This is a genomic window from Rhodococcus sp. T7 (genome assembly GCF_009872365.1).
In the GTDB taxonomy this organism is placed as follows: domain Bacteria; phylum Actinomycetota; class Actinomycetes; order Mycobacteriales; family Mycobacteriaceae; genus Rhodococcus_F.
In genome coordinates, this window is record NZ_WXYH01000221.1 from 24,886 (window position 1) to 39,764 (window position 14,879).

At 68.5% G+C, this 14,879-nt stretch carries 16 protein-coding genes and 1 pseudogene; 7 read left to right on the forward strand and 10 right to left on the reverse strand.

The annotated features are described in order from the left end of the window. Window positions 1-73 precede the first annotated feature (73 nt). Window positions 74-723 (forward strand): annotated as a pseudogene (locus MLGJGCBP_RS20440) (maleylpyruvate isomerase family mycothiol-dependent enzyme). Between the two features lie 3 nt (window positions 724-726). On the opposite strand, the gene MLGJGCBP_RS20445 reads toward MLGJGCBP_RS20440, so the two are convergent. From MLGJGCBP_RS20445 to MLGJGCBP_RS20465, 5 genes are all read right to left on the reverse strand, one after another. Continuing rightward, window positions 727-1,068: a hypothetical protein gene (locus MLGJGCBP_RS20445; RefSeq protein ID WP_087558615.1), complete on the reverse strand. Its 342-nt coding sequence runs from the start codon at window positions 1,066-1,068 to the stop codon at window positions 727-729. Between the two features lie 152 nt (window positions 1,069-1,220). After that, the gene (locus MLGJGCBP_RS20450; RefSeq protein WP_160097774.1) at window positions 1,221-1,889 is read right to left on the reverse strand and encodes an SDR family oxidoreductase; all 669 of its coding nucleotides are present in this window, start codon (window positions 1,887-1,889) and stop codon (window positions 1,221-1,223) included. A gap of 54 nt (window positions 1,890-1,943) precedes the next feature. Continuing rightward, the gene (locus MLGJGCBP_RS20455) at window positions 1,944-2,348 is read right to left on the reverse strand and encodes a TIGR03668 family PPOX class F420-dependent oxidoreductase (RefSeq protein ID WP_160097775.1); all 405 of its coding nucleotides are present in this window, start codon (window positions 2,346-2,348) and stop codon (window positions 1,944-1,946) included. Next, window positions 2,348-2,929: a hypothetical protein gene (locus MLGJGCBP_RS20460; RefSeq protein ID WP_087558618.1), complete on the reverse strand. Its 582-nt coding sequence runs from the start codon at window positions 2,927-2,929 to the stop codon at window positions 2,348-2,350. Before MLGJGCBP_RS20460 ends, MLGJGCBP_RS20455 begins: the two co-directional genes overlap by 1 nt. Window positions 2,930-2,976: 47 nt before the next feature. Beyond that, a complete protein-coding gene (locus MLGJGCBP_RS20465; RefSeq protein ID WP_201453146.1) occupies window positions 2,977-3,597 on the reverse strand; it encodes a LysE/ArgO family amino acid transporter in 621 nt (206 codons plus the stop codon). 72 nt (window positions 3,598-3,669) lie between these two features. Here MLGJGCBP_RS20465 and MLGJGCBP_RS20470 point away from each other — a divergent pair, with 72 nt between their 5' ends. The 5 genes from MLGJGCBP_RS20470 to MLGJGCBP_RS20490 all read left to right on the forward strand — a co-directional run bounded on the left by MLGJGCBP_RS20470 (window position 3,670) and on the right by MLGJGCBP_RS20490 (window position 8,099). Then, window positions 3,670-4,545 (forward strand): LysR family transcriptional regulator ArgP, encoded by an 876-nt coding sequence (locus MLGJGCBP_RS20470; protein WP_160097777.1) that lies wholly within the window; start codon window positions 3,670-3,672, stop codon window positions 4,543-4,545. 45 nt (window positions 4,546-4,590) lie between these two features. Beyond that, a complete protein-coding gene (locus MLGJGCBP_RS20475) occupies window positions 4,591-5,589 on the forward strand; it encodes a PHP domain-containing protein (RefSeq protein ID WP_160097882.1) in 999 nt (332 codons plus the stop codon). 479 nt (window positions 5,590-6,068) lie between these two features. After that, window positions 6,069-6,425, forward strand: a complete 357-nt coding sequence (locus MLGJGCBP_RS20480) for a type II toxin-antitoxin system RelE/ParE family toxin (RefSeq protein WP_160097778.1) — start codon at window positions 6,069-6,071, stop codon at window positions 6,423-6,425. A gap of 5 nt (window positions 6,426-6,430) precedes the next feature. After that, window positions 6,431-6,736, forward strand: a complete 306-nt coding sequence (locus tag MLGJGCBP_RS20485; protein ID WP_160097883.1) for a helix-turn-helix domain-containing protein — start codon at window positions 6,431-6,433, stop codon at window positions 6,734-6,736. Between the two features lie 466 nt (window positions 6,737-7,202). Continuing rightward, entirely contained in the window at window positions 7,203-8,099 is an 897-nt protein-coding gene (locus tag MLGJGCBP_RS20490) for a class I SAM-dependent methyltransferase (protein ID WP_160097779.1), read from the forward strand. A 1-nt stretch (window position 8,100) separates the two neighbouring features. On the opposite strand, the gene MLGJGCBP_RS20495 is transcribed toward MLGJGCBP_RS20490, so the two are convergent. Both MLGJGCBP_RS20495 and MLGJGCBP_RS20500 read right to left on the reverse strand, forming a co-directional pair. Next, the gene (locus MLGJGCBP_RS20495) at window positions 8,101-8,910 is read right to left on the reverse strand and encodes an MBL fold metallo-hydrolase (RefSeq protein WP_160097780.1); all 810 of its coding nucleotides are present in this window, start codon (window positions 8,908-8,910) and stop codon (window positions 8,101-8,103) included. 60 nt (window positions 8,911-8,970) lie between these two features. Further along, complete coding sequence (locus tag MLGJGCBP_RS20500) at window positions 8,971-9,738, reverse strand: thiazole synthase (protein WP_160097781.1); 768 nt, start codon at window positions 9,736-9,738, stop codon at window positions 8,971-8,973. Window positions 9,739-9,950: 212 nt separating this feature from the next. On the opposite strand from MLGJGCBP_RS20500, the gene MLGJGCBP_RS20505 reads away from it, so the two are divergent. Next, window positions 9,951-10,166 carry a hypothetical protein gene (locus MLGJGCBP_RS20505; protein WP_087558749.1) on the forward strand — a complete coding sequence of 72 codons (216 nt, stop codon included), beginning with the start codon at window positions 9,951-9,953 and terminating at the stop codon, window positions 10,164-10,166. Between the two features lie 8 nt (window positions 10,167-10,174). On the opposite strand, the gene MLGJGCBP_RS20510 is transcribed toward MLGJGCBP_RS20505, so the two are convergent. Genes MLGJGCBP_RS20510 through MLGJGCBP_RS20520 form a run of 3 tightly spaced genes read right to left on the reverse strand, consistent with a single transcriptional unit; the run spans window position 10,175 to window position 14,740 of the window. Further along, complete coding sequence (locus tag MLGJGCBP_RS20510; protein WP_160097884.1) at window positions 10,175-12,343, reverse strand: serine/threonine-protein kinase; 2,169 nt, start codon at window positions 12,341-12,343, stop codon at window positions 10,175-10,177. Between the two features lie 40 nt (window positions 12,344-12,383). Continuing rightward, a complete protein-coding gene (locus MLGJGCBP_RS20515) occupies window positions 12,384-13,394 on the reverse strand; it encodes a glutamate ABC transporter substrate-binding protein (RefSeq protein WP_160097782.1) in 1,011 nt (336 codons plus the stop codon). Further along, window positions 13,394-14,740, reverse strand: a complete 1,347-nt coding sequence (locus MLGJGCBP_RS20520; RefSeq protein WP_160097783.1) for a hypothetical protein — start codon at window positions 14,738-14,740, stop codon at window positions 13,394-13,396. Before MLGJGCBP_RS20520 ends, MLGJGCBP_RS20515 begins: the two co-directional genes overlap by 1 nt. Between the last annotated feature and the right edge of the window lie 139 nt (window positions 14,741-14,879).

Genomic DNA, 14,879 nt, shown 5'->3' on the forward strand with positions numbered 1-14,879 from the left:
CCCGCCGGAGGCCGATCGTCACCGTACCGTTACCGAGAATCGGCGTGGGGTGGACTGTGGGAGCATCGTCTGCATGACGTCACCGGGTGCCGCACTGTCGTATGTCGAACTGCTCGATGCTGTTGCCGAATCGCACCGCACGGTGGAGGTCGCGCTGGCGGGGTTGACCGACGATCAGGCGCGGGGGCCGTCGCTGCTGCCGGGGTGGAGTCGGGGACACGTCGTCACGCACCTCGCAGGAACGCGGATGCGCTCAACCGATTCGCCGTCGGGGTGCTCACCGGCGAGGCGGCGCCCGAGATGTACCCGGGCGGCCCGGCCGCGCGGGCCGCGGCGATCGAGGAGGGGGCCGGACGTCCGGCGGAACTACTGGTGGCCGATTTCCGCTTCGCGGGACGGCGGGTGATCGAGTCGCTGCGCGGGATCACCGAAGATCTGTACGAGACGCCGGTGAACTGGCGTCAGCAGGTGCCGGCGCGTCAGGTGCCGGTGCTGCGGTGGCGTGAACTCGAGATCCACCACGTGGACCTCGGCCTCGACTACACCGCGGCCGACTGGCCGGAACTTTTCGTCGAGCACACCTTGGAATCGGAGCTGCCCGCGCTGGCCGCTGGGCATCCGGAGGTCCGGGCGCCGGAACTTCCGCACACCGAACTGCTGGCCTGGGTCGTCGGACGCCCCACGCGAGAGGGCCTGCCGCCCGTCCCCGCGTGGCCGTTCTGACCGTCAGGCGTATTCGACGCTCTCGAACGTGTCGGCGTCGTCGAGCGCGTCCCAGATGATCGCGTAGCGCTTGTGGGTCATCTCGTCGGCATCGACGAGGAGGGCGTCGAACAGGGCCTTCGGGTTCTCCTGCCACGACTGCACGAGGGCCGCGACCGCCTGCGGCGTGAACAGACCGGACCGGGCTGCCGCCTCGATCCACTCGTCGAAGTCGCCGCCGTGAATCCGCTCGACCGCGTCCCGATCGACCTCGCCGTCACCGAGATCGAGAGTGAACATCGTCGCGAAGACGTCGCCGTCGACCGCGACGGCGGTGTCGCTGTGCATACGCTGTTCGGTGTTCATCGTGGGGATACCTCCTGGGAGTCGGTTCGTGGACCCGACTCGCGGTTGGGACTTCTGCTGATGAGTAGAACTGTAGGGCGACTAATTGTGAGCAGCTTAAGGCCTTTGTGTGAGATCAATCTGTGATGTATCTCACGCAGGTTTCTCCGCTGTCAGCGCACCCTCAGCACGACTTCTGTGGGGTGCGCGTCACGCGGCGTCTCCACCGCCGTACGCACGGCTTTTGCGACCGTCGACGGCTGCAGGTACTTCTCCGGCCGGTACTCGTCGCCCTCGCCGGCCACGATGGCGCGCTGCATATCGGTGTCGATCCGACCGGGGTGAATTGATGTGACGCGCAGTAACGGTTCCTCCAGCCGCAGTGCGTCCCCGAACGCCCGGAGCGCGAATTTGCTCGCCGCATACGATGCCCAGCCGGCGTTCGCGCGGATGCCGGCACCCGAGTTGATGAGCACCACGTGGCCGCCTGCGGCGCGCAGAGCGGGCAGCAGCAGTCGCGTCAGTTCGGCCACCGCGATGACGTTCGCCTCGAGCGTGTGCCGCCACTGTTCGACGGTCGACTCCGCGACGGTCGCGAGATCGGCGACGCCGGCGTTGTGGACGAGGACGTCGAGCCGCTCGATCGGTGCGCATGCGGCCGCCACCGCGTCGTAGTCGGTCAGCTCGACCGGCCAGGGTGTCGCGGCCGGCAGTTCGGCGAGGATGCCGGTCAGCGACCCCGCCGACCGGGCGCCGAGCAGGAGGTCGTGGGTCGGTGCGAGTTCGCGGGCGATGGCGGCTCCGAGGCCACGGCTGGCACCGGTGATCAGGGCTGTGGGCATGCGCAGAGGCTATCGGCCGTGAGTACTTGTTAACCGCCGGCGGTTAACAAGTACTCACAGGGCGGACCAGTGATGCCACCTCAGGTCGTGGATCGCGATCACCGGTCCGTCCGGTCGCCGGTCGACGTACTGCGGATACTTCGCGGCCAGAATGTCGAGCGCGGCCGTGCCCTCGTCGGAGTCCGGGTCGAGGATCCGGGCCCGGCCGTCGACCCGCACCCACCACAGGTGGTCCCAGTTCTCGTCGTAGTGATCCACCAGCAGGGTGACGGCGGGGTTGCCGGAGATGTTCTTCAGGCGCCGCAGGGCCGTGGTGCGTTTGGGTTTGTGGTCGACGCAGGAATAGATGGCGTCGGAGTCGAGCGCGAAGACGAGCGGGACGAGGTGCGGCACGCCGTCCGCCCCGACCGTGGCGAGCCGGGCGACGCGGGCGGCCGCGAATCGCGCGACGGCGTCCATCACGGTTCCATCAGGTAGTCGCCGCTCACCGGTTCGGGGAGCGCGGGGATGCCCAGCGGTCGCTTGAAGTACGCCCACGGGAACCACAGCGTCCCGACTTTCTGCCAGCCGTCGGCCTCGAGCTTCTCGCGGCCGGCCAGCGCCGACGCCCGGGTGTGCTCCCACTGTTCGTCGGACTTGCGGACGGTGTGGAACAGGGTGCCGAATCCGACGGAGTGCCAGCCGTACGCGCCGGCGTGGTTGAGGATGCGCATCTCGTTGAACGCGGTCAGTGGGGTGAGCCGGCGGGTGCGGCCGTCCGGGTCCGGGTCGGGGGCGTCGCCGATGCGTTTGCCGAAGCGTTGTTGCGCCGCCTGCCGCGACATGCCGAGGGCGGCGCCGACGGTGTCCCAGCTGTGGCCGGCGGAGCGGGCGGCGGCGATCGCGGAGACCAGCAGTTCGTCGACCGATTCCCGCGCCTGCGACGTGAGCCGGACGAGCGCGAGGTAGGCGGCGGGGTCGTGGTCGAGCCCCGGGTCGATCTCGGGGTCCGCCTTGGCGATCGCATCCGACAGCAGCTGGGTGAGGGCGGCGTCCGACATCTGTCAAGTATTGGTTGACAGGATGGGTGCTGTCAACAAAAGGTTGACTAGCCGGTGACGAGGGTGATGCCGAGGGCGAGCATCAGCGCGGCGATCCCGGCGTCGAGGACGCGCCACGCGTTCGGACGGGCGAACACGCGATGCAGGAACTGGGCGCCGTAGCCGAGCGCGAGGAACCAGGTGACGCTCGCGGTGGCGGCCCCGAGACCGAACAACCACCGGCCCGAATCGCCCTGGTTGTTGGCCACCGAACCGACCATCAGCACCGTGTCGAGGTAGACGTGCGGGTTGAGCCACGTGAGTGCGAGGCAGGTGAGGATCGACGTCGCGAGGGTCGCCGATCCGACCTCCGTCGCGGCGTCCAGCGTTCCGGGGCGCAGGGCGCGGCGGGCGGCGAGCACGGCGTAGGAGACGAGGAATGCCGCTCCCGCCCAACGGATCACGGTGATGGCGGCGGGTGCGTGTGCGAGTACAGCCCCGATCCCGCTGATCCCGACGGCGATGAGCGCGACGTCCGACACCGCGCACAGCACAACCACCGGCAGGACGTGCCTGCGGACGATCCCCTGTCGCAGGACGAACGCGTTCTGCGCGCCGATCGCGACGATCAGCGACAGGCCGGTGCCGAAGCCGGCGGCCGCCGTGAGCAGGGCAGGGGTGAGGTGCATGGGAACCACGCTACGAACCCCGTCGTCATCAATCCAGCTAATTATCCTTCATTGCCATTAGCATCACTTCATATGGATCTGGACCTGGCGGCTCTCCGCACGTTCGCCGCCGTGATCGACGAAGGCACCTTCGACGCCGCGGCCCGGGTACTGCACATCACGCCGTCCGCGGTGAGCCAGCGGATCAAGGCGCTCGAGCAGCAGGTGGGACGCGTCCTGGTGCAGCGGGCCAAGCCGGTCCGGGCCACGGACTCCGGACACGTCGTGCTCACGCTGGCCCGCCAGATGGCCCACCTCAAGCGTGAGGCCATGACTTCCCTCAATCCCGAAGAAGCGACGACGAGCACGCTGCCGCTCGTCGTCAACGCGGATTCGCTGTCCACGTGGATGATTCCGGCTCTCGCCCGACTGGCGCCGGAGTACCGGGCGCTGTTCCACCTGCACCGGGAGGACGAATACCACTCGACCACCCTGCTGAGGGAGGGCACGGTGATGGCCGCCGTGACGTCCGTCCCGGAGGCGGTGCAGGGCTGCACCGTCGAGAAGCTGGGGTCGATGCGGTACCGCGCGCTGTGCAGCCGCGACTACGCCGAACGCTGGCTCCCCGACGGCCCGACCGCGGACGCCCTCGCGGTGGCGCCGATACTCGACTTCGATCGCAAGGACGAACTGCAGGCCCGGTTCCTGCGCGGGTTCACGCGGCGCCGGTTGCAGCCGCCGCGACATTTCGTGCCCGGGTCCTCGGCGTTCTCCGACGCCGTCCGCTACGGACTGGGCTGGGGACTGCTGCCGGAATTGCACACCGGCGACGACCACGGGCTCGTGGAACTCGACCCGTCCCGCCCGATCGACGTCCCGCTGTACTGGCAGCGGTGGAAACTGGATTCGCCCATCCTCGCGGCGCTCACCACCGCGGTCCGGGACGGGGCGCGCGAAGCGTTGCGGTGACGTCCGGGTGGGCGCAACACTGGAGTCATGGACGCGGACAGCCCGATGGACCCGGTGCAGGCCCTGCGAGAGACAGCGTTCTGGCTCGAACGGTCGCGGGCGGAGACGCACCGGGTGAAGGCGTACCGGCGGGCGGCCGACGTGGTCGCCGAACTGTCCGAGGAGCAGCGGGACGTCCGCGGGCGCACCGACAGCTGGAAGGATCTGCCGGGCATCGGGCCGAAGACGGCGACGGTGATCCGGGAGGCACTCGACGGGGTGCCCGTCTATCTGGCGGAACTACGGGAGAATGCGGAGCCGATCGGCGGCGGCGCACTGCGTCAGGCGCTCAAGGGCGACCTGCACACCCACTCGGACTGGTCGGACGGCGGCAGCCCGATCGACGAGATGATGCGCAGCGCGGCGCTCATCGGCCACGAATACTGCGCTCTGACAGACCATTCCCCGCGGCTGACGGTCGCGAACGGGCTGTCGGCGGAGCGCCTGCGGTCGCAGCTGAAGGTGATCGCCGAGCTGAACGAGGAACTCGCGCCGTTCCGCATCCTCACCGGCATCGAGGTCGACATCCTCGACGACGGTTCGCTCGACCAGGATCCGGATCTGCTCGACGAACTCGACATCGTCGTCGCCAGCGTGCACTCCAAGTTGCGGGCGGAGCGTGGCGCGATGACCCGACGGATGGTCAAGGCCGTCGAGAATCCGCTGGTGGACGTGCTGGGTCACTGCACGGGCCGACTCGTCGAGGGTGGGCGCGGGACCAGGCCGGAGTCGACGTTCGACGCCGAGCAGGTGTTCACCGCCTGCCGCGACCACGGCACCGCCGTCGAGATCAACAGCCGTCCCGAGCGCCGCGACCCCCCGAGCCGGCTCATCGACCTGGCCATGGACCTGGGGTGCCTGTTCTCCATCGACACCGACGCGCACGCCCCGGGGCAACTCGCCTGGCAGGGTTACGGATGCGAGCGTGCCATGCGGTGCGGAGTCGATGCCGACCGCGTCGTGAACACGTGGTCCGCCGACGACCTGCTGGAGTGGGCCAAGTAGCACCCGTGCGTGAGTAAGGAGTCCAGGGACTCGTCACGCACGCACGGGCAGCAGGCGTCCGCCTCGTCCGGGCGGCCGTCCGCATGCAAGAGGTGGGGCATCCCGCTCGGGGGCGAGGCCCGAGCGGTGGAACGTGTGCATGAAGACGCCGTTGAGCGCGGACGCGGGCAGCACCGGGTCGTCCAGCGCGCGGGCGATCTCCTCGGATTCCCGGGCGGCCGCGAGACCGCTGCCGCCGGCGAAACCTTACCCAGTAGAGCCAATTCCCTCCGTGCATTCCAACAACGAGTGGAAGCTATCCAGCACCTACGTCTGTGACGCACTGACTGTCCTCCTCACAGCAGGGCTGAGGGCGGGTGGTTCCGTTTAGGCGGTCGTGAGGTCAGATGTCGGTGTCGCGGACACGGTCCCTTCCCCACGCCCTCTAGCTGCGGGGATCACTTTTAAGAGATATCACTTCTGTGTGATAGTTTTGTGCGGTGGGGCAGTGGACGGTAGAGGTGGGGTTGGTCGAAGAGTGGCTGTTGGCACTGGATCAGTCGTCGTATGAGCAGGTGGTGGCCGCACTCGAGTTACTCGCGGACCGCGGACCGCAGCTCGGCCGACCTCTGGTCGACACGGTGAAGGCGTCACGGCACAAGAACATGAAGGAACTGCGGCCGGGGTCGAGTGGTCGCTCGGAGCTGCGGGTGCTGTTCGCGTTCGACCCGGAACGGAAGGCCATTCTGTTGGTTGCCGGCAACAAAGCGGGTCGGTGGAAGAGTTGGTACAAGGTCAACATCCCGATTGCCGATGACCGCTTCGCGGCTCATCTGGACGAGTTGGAAGGTAGGTGAACACGATGGCGAAGAGTCTTGAGCAGATGCTCGCCGAGCGACCTGTCGATCGTGGCGCGGTCGATGCGCATAAGGCCCGCATGATCGACGAAGTGCGTGCTTATCGACTTCAGGAGCTGCGCGAATCGGTGGCGATGACGCAGAAGCAGCTGGCTGAGCGGCTCGGAGTCGGGCAGAACCGGGTGTCCAACATCGAGCACGGTGACCTCGAGCGTGTGCAGATTGACACGTTGCGCCGGTATGTCGAAGCCGTCGGCGGCGCGCTGCGCGTCGAGGTCGAACTCGGGGACGAGCGCTTCCAGATCGCATAAGAACCGAGGGCTCCTGAAGGGAGCAGTGCCGGGTCACGACTATATGGCGCGGCCACGCCGAAAGCTTTCTGTGAACAGTTTATTCCGGCAGAAGCAAAAACGGGCGTCTCGCCGTGCATCGTCCACCAATAGCTGCACCGGTGCTGGCTTCCTGTGCGCCAGTGCAGCTGACGCAGCAACTCGGACCGACTGCAGTGGCATCCTGCAGAAGATCGGTGTCGTTGCCACGTCCGCACTCGGACCGTGCGTTGGTCACCTGGAGCACGGAACCCGTCACCGCGGGTCACTTCATGGCGGAGGAAGCGCCCGGGGACGTCGTCGACGTCATACGTGCGCTTCTGAAGAGGTAGATGCCGAAAGATATTGCAAAACAACATAATAGATGCAATCCACGTGGCGGCGTAGAATCGCCGGGGAGCCTGGTCGGTCGTCGCGGCCGACCCTTCGGCACGATCGGGAGGTATTCATGCGCACCGACGGGGATTCCTGGGACATCGTCAGCAGTGTGGGACTGACCGCCCTGGGAGTGGCGACGTTCCGGGCGCTGGAAACCGGCCGTCCCGATGCGCTGATCCGCGACGACTACGCGCCGTGGTTCGTGGAGGCCGCGGGCGAACCGCATTTCACCGGGCTGCTGGCCGACCCGTCCTCGCTGGGAGACGCACCGTTCTCCGGTTTCATGGGGTTCCGCACGAGGTTCTTCGACGAGTTCTTCCTGTCGGCCGCGGCGGACGGAGTGTCGCAGGCGGTAATCCTCGCAGCCGGGTTGGATGCCCGGGCGTATCGCCTCGACTGGCCGACGGGCACGACGGTGTTCGAGGTCGATCAGCCGAAGGTGCTGGAGTTCAAGGCGGAAGTGCTGTCCGAGCACGACGCGCGGCCGAAGGCCGATCGCCGAGCGGTGCCGGTCGATCTCCGGGACGATTGGCCCGCCGCGCTCGACGCCGCAGGCCTCGACCCGGCCAAGCCCACCGCGTGGTCGGCCGAGGGACTGCTGGCGTACCTGCCGGGCGCGGCACACGACGCGTTGTTCGAGCGGATCGACGAACTGTCGAGTCCGGGTAGCCGCCTCGCCGTGGACAACTTCGCGCCGGGTGCCGACGCGAAGCGTTTCGACGAGATCAGGAAGAAGTATTTCGACAAGGACCCGTTCGGCGACCTCGACATCACCCAGTTGTTCTACGGCGACGAGCGCGCCCACCCGGAGCACTGGCTGACCGAGCACGGCTGGTCGGTGCGGAGTTATTCTCCGTTCGCGCTGGCCGAGTCGTACGGCAGGCCCGCGCCCGAACTCCCCGAGGAACTCGCGGACCTGGCCGACCGCGCGAACTACCTGACGGCGGTGAAGCAGAGCGCCCGCTGAGTCAGCCCCGCTCGGCGGCCAGTTCCGCGAACAGCGTGGGATCGTGGGCGGAGAACACCCGGACCCGCGGTGCCACCTGATTGTTCAGTTCGCGGAGCCGGCGGTGGTTGCCGCGGATCTTCGAACGGTCCACCGCGATCAGCTCTTCCATCACCCGCAGGGCGCGGCCTGCGGTTCCCGGCGGCACCTGCCCGGGGGCGGCAACGGTGCTGCGGTGGTAGAACGCGTCGCCCGCATGCAGCAGCCAGCCGCGGTCACCGGTGTCGACGGCCACCGCCGCGTGACCCCGGGTGTGCCCGGGCATCGGGACGAGCACGATGCGGTCGCCGACCCCGTCGATCGGGTGGGCGCCGGAGAAACCGAGCACGGATTCACCCGGCCCCGCATAGGTGTGCGTCGTCGGGCGCGGGGTGAGCTGGGCGGGGCGGTACCGCACCTTCTCCCGGAACGACGAACGTCCCTCCGACGCAGCCTGTTCCGCGGCGGTGGTGTGCAAGGTGGCATTCGGGAAGTCGGCGACCCCGCCGATGTGGTCGAAGTCGAGGTGCGTCGCGACGATGTGGGTGACGTCCGAGGGATTCAGCCCCAGCTTCTCGAGTTGGCGGACCGCCGTCTCCGACTCGCGGAATCGGGCGCCGGTCAGCCTCGCGTACTTGCCGACGCGACCGGTGGGGTCGGCGACATCCGCCAGCCCGAACCCGGAGTCGACCAGCACGATGCCCGCGTCGGTCTCGCATGCCAGCACGTGGCACACCAACCGCCCGATGAGCGCCGAGGAGAACGAACCGCAATTGAGGTGGTGTACCCGCATGGGCTTTCACGCTAGCCGAGTCTGCGTTCACGAGTGCCCGATTACACCGCGACCGGGGACTTACACAGCAACCGGGGACGACGCCTGCGCCCAGAACCGTTTCGGTATGCGCCCGGCGGCCCGGGCGCGGCGTCCGGCCGTGACCGCCCCGGCCATCGCCGCCGCCATCAGCGGCGGGTTTGACGCCCTCGTCACCGCGGAGGCGAGCAGGACGGCGTCGCAGCCGAGTTCCATCGCCAGCGCCGCATCGCTCGCGGTGCCGATTCCGGCGTCGAGAATGACCGGGATGTCCGTGCGCGCGACGATCATCTCGATGTTGCGGGGATTGGAGATGCCGAGCCCGGTCCCGATCGGCGACCCGAGTGGCATCACGGCGGCGCACCCGGCATCGACCAGGCGCTGCGCGAGCACCGGATCGTCGTTGGTGTACGGCAGCACGACGAAGCCGTCGTCCACGAGTTGTTCTGCTGCCGAAACGAGTTCGATCCCGTCGGGGAGGAGCGTGCGTTCGTCGGCGATCACCTCGAGCTTGATCCAGTTGGTGCCCAGTGCCTCCCGGGCCAGCTGCGCCGTCAGTACCGCCTCCGCGGCGCCGCGGCACCCCGCGGTGTTCGGCAACAACGCGATGCCCAGCCGATCCAGCAGTTCGAGCAGACCGGTTCTCCCCACGGCATCCACCCGGCGCATCGCGACCGTCGTCAGTTCGGTGCCGGACGCGATCAGCGCCTCTTCGAGAACCGCCAGGTTGGCCGCACCCCCGGTGCCCATGACCAGTCGCGACGAGAAGTCCCGGCCCGCGATCGTGAGTGCGTCCGTCTGATTGCGCATAGGTACCTCTCCGATCGGAATTTCAGTGGATATCCGAACCCTACGGTCGAACCGTCCCCGGCGTCAGAGCCACTTGTGTGCTGCGTCATAGGTCCAGATTGGACCCCTGATTCGCCGTTCTTCTGGATCTTCTGGACCCGTACCAGATGCCGCAGAGTTGTCGGTCAGATGAGCTGAGTGGCACATGCCGCGACGTCACGATCGGAGCAGACATGAACACGATGATCGCCGGCAGGAACCGCACCGCGAGGTCGAGGGAGGAGCAGCGCCTGGCCGCGGAACTGGAGGATGCCAGGCGCCGGATCATCGAACTCATGGGCCAGCTTGCCGAAACAGTGCGCAGCCGTGACGCTTTGAGTGACCGGATGCAGGTGATGGCGTGGAATGCCCGGTGGGGCCGCGAGCCCGTCGGGTTCGGCGGACTCTGACCCCGGCGCTACAGCCACGTGGTCGGGCGGATCAGATTCGCGAGATCCACCAGCGTGTACCGATGCCTGCGCTCGGGCGCCTTGCGGGCGAGGGCCCGGAGCGCCGCCTCCGCCCCGGTGCGCAGACCGCGCTCGGTGAACGGCACACCGAGTATCCTCGTCGCCTCGGGGACGCCGCCGGCATGCAGCCAGTCCACGGCCACACCGAGGACGAGAACACGGGTCTGGAGCGCGCGACGCTCGTCGTGGGCGAGCAGTTCGACTCGGCGGGCCGCCTCCTGCAGATCCCGTTCGCTCACCTCGGCGAGCGGCCGATCGTGGACGAGCATCAGCACACTCGTCAACCGCGCCTCGGCGTAGTGCCGGGACGTCGGCGGCACCTCGTCGAGCGCCTCCACCGCGTTGACCCGGTCGTCGCGGTGCTCGAGTTGCCGCGCCAGGCCGAACGCCGCACTGACCGCGCCGTGATCGGTGCGCCACACCGTGCGGTAGTACTTCTCGGCGGTCCCGCGCCACCGCCCGAGGTTCTCGCCGGCGCGGTATTCGCACCACATCTCGGCCGTCGCCGCGAGGGCGAGTTTCGGGGCCTCCTCGCCCGGTAGCGCCGTCAGGACCGAATCGAAGCGTGCGAACGCCTCCTCGAAGTCGCCGCCCACGAGAGCGCACAGCCCGGTGTGCCAGTCGACGCGCCACGTGTCCTCGAGTTCGTGGTCGAGGGATTCGAGAATGGTGGCGGCGTCACGCGGCTGCCCGAGGTCGAGGTGCGCGCGCACCTCGGCGAGCGGGATCTCGATGCTCGTGGACTCCACTCCCTCCTTCGCCGCCACCTCCTTCGCCCGGTGCAGCGAATCGAGGAGTTCCCGCGGTCTGCTGTGCACGACGGACAACAGCGGGGCGGCCGGATCGTCGGGGTCCACCAACGGAATCGGCAGTGCCCGAACGATGCTCATCGCGCTGATGCATTCGTTCCGGCGGTGCCCGTCCACGTAGACGTCGGTACGGCTGATCGTGAGGTCGGTCCCGAACGTCGTCCGCTGCGGGCTGAAACGGTGCGACAATCCCGGTTGCGGGTTTCCGGTCCGCTGCGCCCGCACCTCGCGCAGCACACCCTCGAGTTGCGTCGACATCTCGTCTGCCGACGCGAAGCGCCTGGCCGGGTCGGGATGGATGGAACGCAGCAGCAGCCGGTGGTAGAACTCGTATTCCGCCAGCAGCGGCGCCGCCTCCGGAGACGGCAGGCCGTCGACGTAACAGCCCCCGGCAGTGGGCATGTCGAGGGTCAGGACGGCGAGCGTACGCCCGACGGTGTAGATGTCGGACGCGACGGTGGGCCCCGTGGTGGCGATCTCGGGGGCTTGGTAACCCTGGGTGCCGTAGATGTATCCGTGATCGCCGATCCTCGCGACCGCGCCCATGTCGATGAGCTTGAGCTGGTCGTAGTCGTCGCCGATCATGATGTTCTCGGGCTTGAGATCGTTGTAGACCAGCCCCATCGAGTGCAGGTAGCCGAGCGCAGGCGTGACCTCGAGGAGGTAGCGGATGGCATGCTCCACCGGCAGCCTCGGTTTCGGGTCGTCGGGTGCCGCCTCCTCCTTCAGCTCGGTGAGCACGTCCCGCAGCGTCCGGCCCCGGACGTACTCCATGACGATGTAGCCGACGGGATTGCCGTCCATCCCGGGGTGTTCGACGAAGTTGTAGATCTTGACGATGCTCGGATGCGTCACCTCGGCGAGGAACCGGCGCTCGGCGAGGGCCACTTCCTGCGCCTGGGGGTCGCCCGAATGCAGCAGGCCCTTGAGGACGACCCAGCGGTCGCTGACGTTGTGGTCGAGCGCGAGGTAGATCCAGCCGACGCCGCCGTGGGCGAGACACCCGAGGACCTCGTACTGACCCGCCACCAACTCACCCGCCTCGAGTTGGGGGGCGAACGAGAACACGGTCCCGCAGTGCGTGCACACCCCCTCCGTGTCACCCGGGCGGGCTGCGGTGGAACGTCCGACGGGCCGCTTGCACCGGTCGCAGTACCGTTTGTTCTCGGCGAGAACGGGATTGGTCAGCAGCATCGACAGGTCGGAGGTGTGGGCGGCATCCGGCTCCGTGCGGGACGAGGGGACTTCGTCCTCGTCGTCGGCGAACGGATCGAACCGCACTCCCCGCGTGGATTCCGGTTCGTCCATCGGGGTTCGCCTGGTCTCGTCGCTCACGTTCGGTGACACCTCAGTCCCGGTAGGTGGCGGTCGGCGGTCCCGTGACGGGTCCGAGCACCGTCAGCCAGCTGTCGTAGAGCCTCATCCACGTCCCGTCTCCGCGCATCCGATCCAGCGTCCCGTTCACGAAGCGCACCAGATCCTCGTTGCCCTTGTTGACCCCGATGCCGTACGGCTCCGACTGCAGCGGCGGGCCGACGATCTCCAGATTCGGATCCTGCTCGGCGAGCCCGGCCAGGATGGAGTCGTCGGTGCTCGCGGCGTCGGCCCGACGCTGCTGGAGCGCCACGAGGCAGTCGTCCCAGTCGGGCACCGTCACGATCGTGGCCGCCGGCTGCACCCGGCGAACGGTGTCCAGTGAGGTGGTGTCGGCGACGGTGCAGACGCGCTTGCCCGCCAGATCCTCCGCGCCGGTGATACCGGAGACCTTCGGCACCAGTAGTCGCTGGTACGCCTGGAAGTACACGGTGGAGAAGGCGACGCGTTCGGACCGTTCACACGTGATCGTCGTGCTCTTGACCACGAGATCCACGGCCTTCTTCTCGAGGGCGTCGAAACGGTCGCCGGACGTGAGCAGCCGGAACTCGACCCTGGACGGGTCGCCGAACAGGTCCCGCGCCATCTCCCCCGCGACGTCGACGTCGAATCCCATCAGCGCGCCGGTGGTCGGGTCCCGGAAACTGAACAGGTTGGTGTTCTGGTCGATCCCGACGACGAGCCTGCCGCGCGCGGTGATCTCGGCCAGCGCGCTTCCCGGCGCCCGCAGGTCCGGCGCGGTGACCGGGCGGAGACTCGCCAGCGCGCCGCAGGAGTCGGGTGCGGGTGGCTCCGCGGGCACGTCGCCGGTCGGCGGATGGACCTGAAGCCCGTTCGTCAGAGGCTGGTCGGAGTAGTCACCGCTGGCGATGGGAGTGAGGGGTTGCGGGGCGGCGCACCCGGCCGCGAGAAGGGTGGCCACGGCAGCGGAGAGCAGGAGGGCGCGCGGGCACGTCCGTCGTCTCGGTCGCCTCACCCGCGTCATCAGTGGTACTCGTTCAGTCTGGGCCAGATCCCCCCACCGACGGCGAACCCGCAGAGTACGCCGATCACCATGCTACCGACCGCGAGCAGCGACAACGAGCGAAAGGACTCGGTCATGCCGTCGACTTCCTCGCCGCGGAAGCTGTCGATCCCGTGCTGCAACGCCTCGTCGAGCGCCGCGAACGTCGCGGGCGACGCGGAGTCCGCCGGGCCGATCGCGACGGCCGTCGCGCCCGGGTAGTCCCCCACCTCCAGTCGCTGCTCCAGCATCTCGTGCGCGTGCCGCCAGCCGCCGAGCGCCGTCACCGCCTCGTCGATCGGCTGCGTGGCGCCCGGTCCGTGCGAACCGCCCTGCAGGTCCGCGAGGACGTCGGCCAGCGCGGCGGAGCGGCGGGCGTAGTCGATCTCGGACTGTTCGTCGGAGCCACGCTGCAGCAGCGCGAGGGTCTCGTCCGCCCGGGCCTGCTGGGCGAGGATCCGCGCCTGGGTGATCGTCGCGAGTGGTTGCGCCCCTTCGGTTCTCGCGCGGTCCGTGGCCGCGGTGGAGACCAGGGCGGCGCCGGCCAGCCAGATCAGGAGGGTCGCGGCGAGCAGGGACGCGACGACCAGTCCGGGGTTGATGCGGCGTTTGCTCTTGCGTGCCAGGTATACCTGCGCCAGGAGGAGCGCGACGAGCAGGGCGACGGTGGCGGCGAACGCGACTCTGGGGAGCCGTCCGGTGAGGACCTGGGTGTCGGCGACGGCTCTCGACTGCTCCGAGTACAGACGCTCGGCGGCGGGCAGGATCGTGTCCTGCATCATCGAGGAGGCGTCGCTGAGGTAGGCGACGCCGACCGGGTTGCCCGATCGATTGTTGGCGCGGGCCGTCGCGACCAGCGTGGTGTACGCGGCAAGGTTCCGGGACACCTCGGACAGCTGGCCGAGGGCGGCGGCGTCGGTCGAGTCGACCCCGTTCGACGCGGTGACCAGCGCATTCGACGCGTCCCCGATCGCCTGGTTGTACCGGTTGCGGACGGCGATCGGCTCGACGCCGCCCGAGATGAACGACGTGGCGGCCGCGGCGTCGGCGATGGACAGCGAACTGTAGAGCCGCTCGGCCGCGTAGGTGAGGGGTTCGGTGTGCGTCCGCAGGGTGTCGATGCGTTGTTGCCGGGCGCCGATCGCTGCCGACGTGACCGCCCCGGTCGCCAGCGCCGCGACCACGAGCGCGATTCCCAGCACCGACAGCCGTCCCGGCGTCGAGACGAGGAATTCCCGCCACGGCCGGCGCCGGGAGTCGGGCTCGACGAGCAGCGACTCGTCGAGCGAGTGTTCTTCGGTGACGACGTCGTCTCCGCGGTGGAACACGGTGTCCTCCTCCGCCGAGGTCTTCTGCAAGTGTGCCCCGATTCGCGGCGGGTCGTGCCGGAAAAAGCCGATGTGGCATCGGGGGCACAAAAGAGGGGCAGGGACGGCCGGTGCGGTCCCTGCCCCTCTTCGGTGAAGC

Excerpts from the sequence above, each read along its gene's own strand:
- MLGJGCBP_RS20445 (WP_087558615.1), bottom strand. The coding sequence starts at position 1,068 with ATGAACACCGAACAGCGTATGCACAGCGACACCGCCGTCGCGGTCGAC.
- MLGJGCBP_RS20450 (WP_160097774.1), bottom strand. The coding sequence starts at position 1,889 with ATGCCCACAGCCCTGATCACCGGTGCCAGCCGTGGCCTCGGAGCCGCC.
- MLGJGCBP_RS20455 (WP_160097775.1), bottom strand. The coding sequence starts at position 2,348 with ATGGACGCCGTCGCGCGATTCGCGGCCGCCCGCGTCGCCCGGCTCGCC.
- MLGJGCBP_RS20460 (WP_087558618.1), bottom strand. The coding sequence starts at position 2,929 with ATGTCGGACGCCGCCCTCACCCAGCTGCTGTCGGATGCGATCGCCAAG.
- MLGJGCBP_RS20465 (WP_201453146.1), bottom strand. The coding sequence starts at position 3,597 with ATGCACCTCACCCCTGCCCTGCTCACGGCGGCCGCCGGCTTCGGCACC.
- MLGJGCBP_RS20470 (WP_160097777.1), top strand. The coding sequence starts at position 3,670 with ATGGATCTGGACCTGGCGGCTCTCCGCACGTTCGCCGCCGTGATCGAC.
- MLGJGCBP_RS20475 (WP_160097882.1), top strand. The coding sequence starts at position 4,591 with ATGGACCCGGTGCAGGCCCTGCGAGAGACAGCGTTCTGGCTCGAACGG.
- MLGJGCBP_RS20485 (WP_160097883.1), top strand. The coding sequence starts at position 6,431 with ATGGCGAAGAGTCTTGAGCAGATGCTCGCCGAGCGACCTGTCGATCGT.
- MLGJGCBP_RS20490 (WP_160097779.1), top strand. The coding sequence starts at position 7,203 with ATGCGCACCGACGGGGATTCCTGGGACATCGTCAGCAGTGTGGGACTG.
- MLGJGCBP_RS20495 (WP_160097780.1), bottom strand. The coding sequence starts at position 8,910 with ATGCGGGTACACCACCTCAATTGCGGTTCGTTCTCCTCGGCGCTCATC.
- MLGJGCBP_RS20500 (WP_160097781.1), bottom strand. The coding sequence starts at position 9,738 with ATGCGCAATCAGACGGACGCACTCACGATCGCGGGCCGGGACTTCTCG.
- MLGJGCBP_RS20505 (WP_087558749.1), top strand. The coding sequence starts at position 9,951 with ATGAACACGATGATCGCCGGCAGGAACCGCACCGCGAGGTCGAGGGAG.
- MLGJGCBP_RS20510 (WP_160097884.1), bottom strand. The coding sequence starts at position 12,343 with ATGGACGAACCGGAATCCACGCGGGGAGTGCGGTTCGATCCGTTCGCC.
- MLGJGCBP_RS20515 (WP_160097782.1), bottom strand. The coding sequence starts at position 13,394 with ATGACGCGGGTGAGGCGACCGAGACGACGGACGTGCCCGCGCGCCCTC.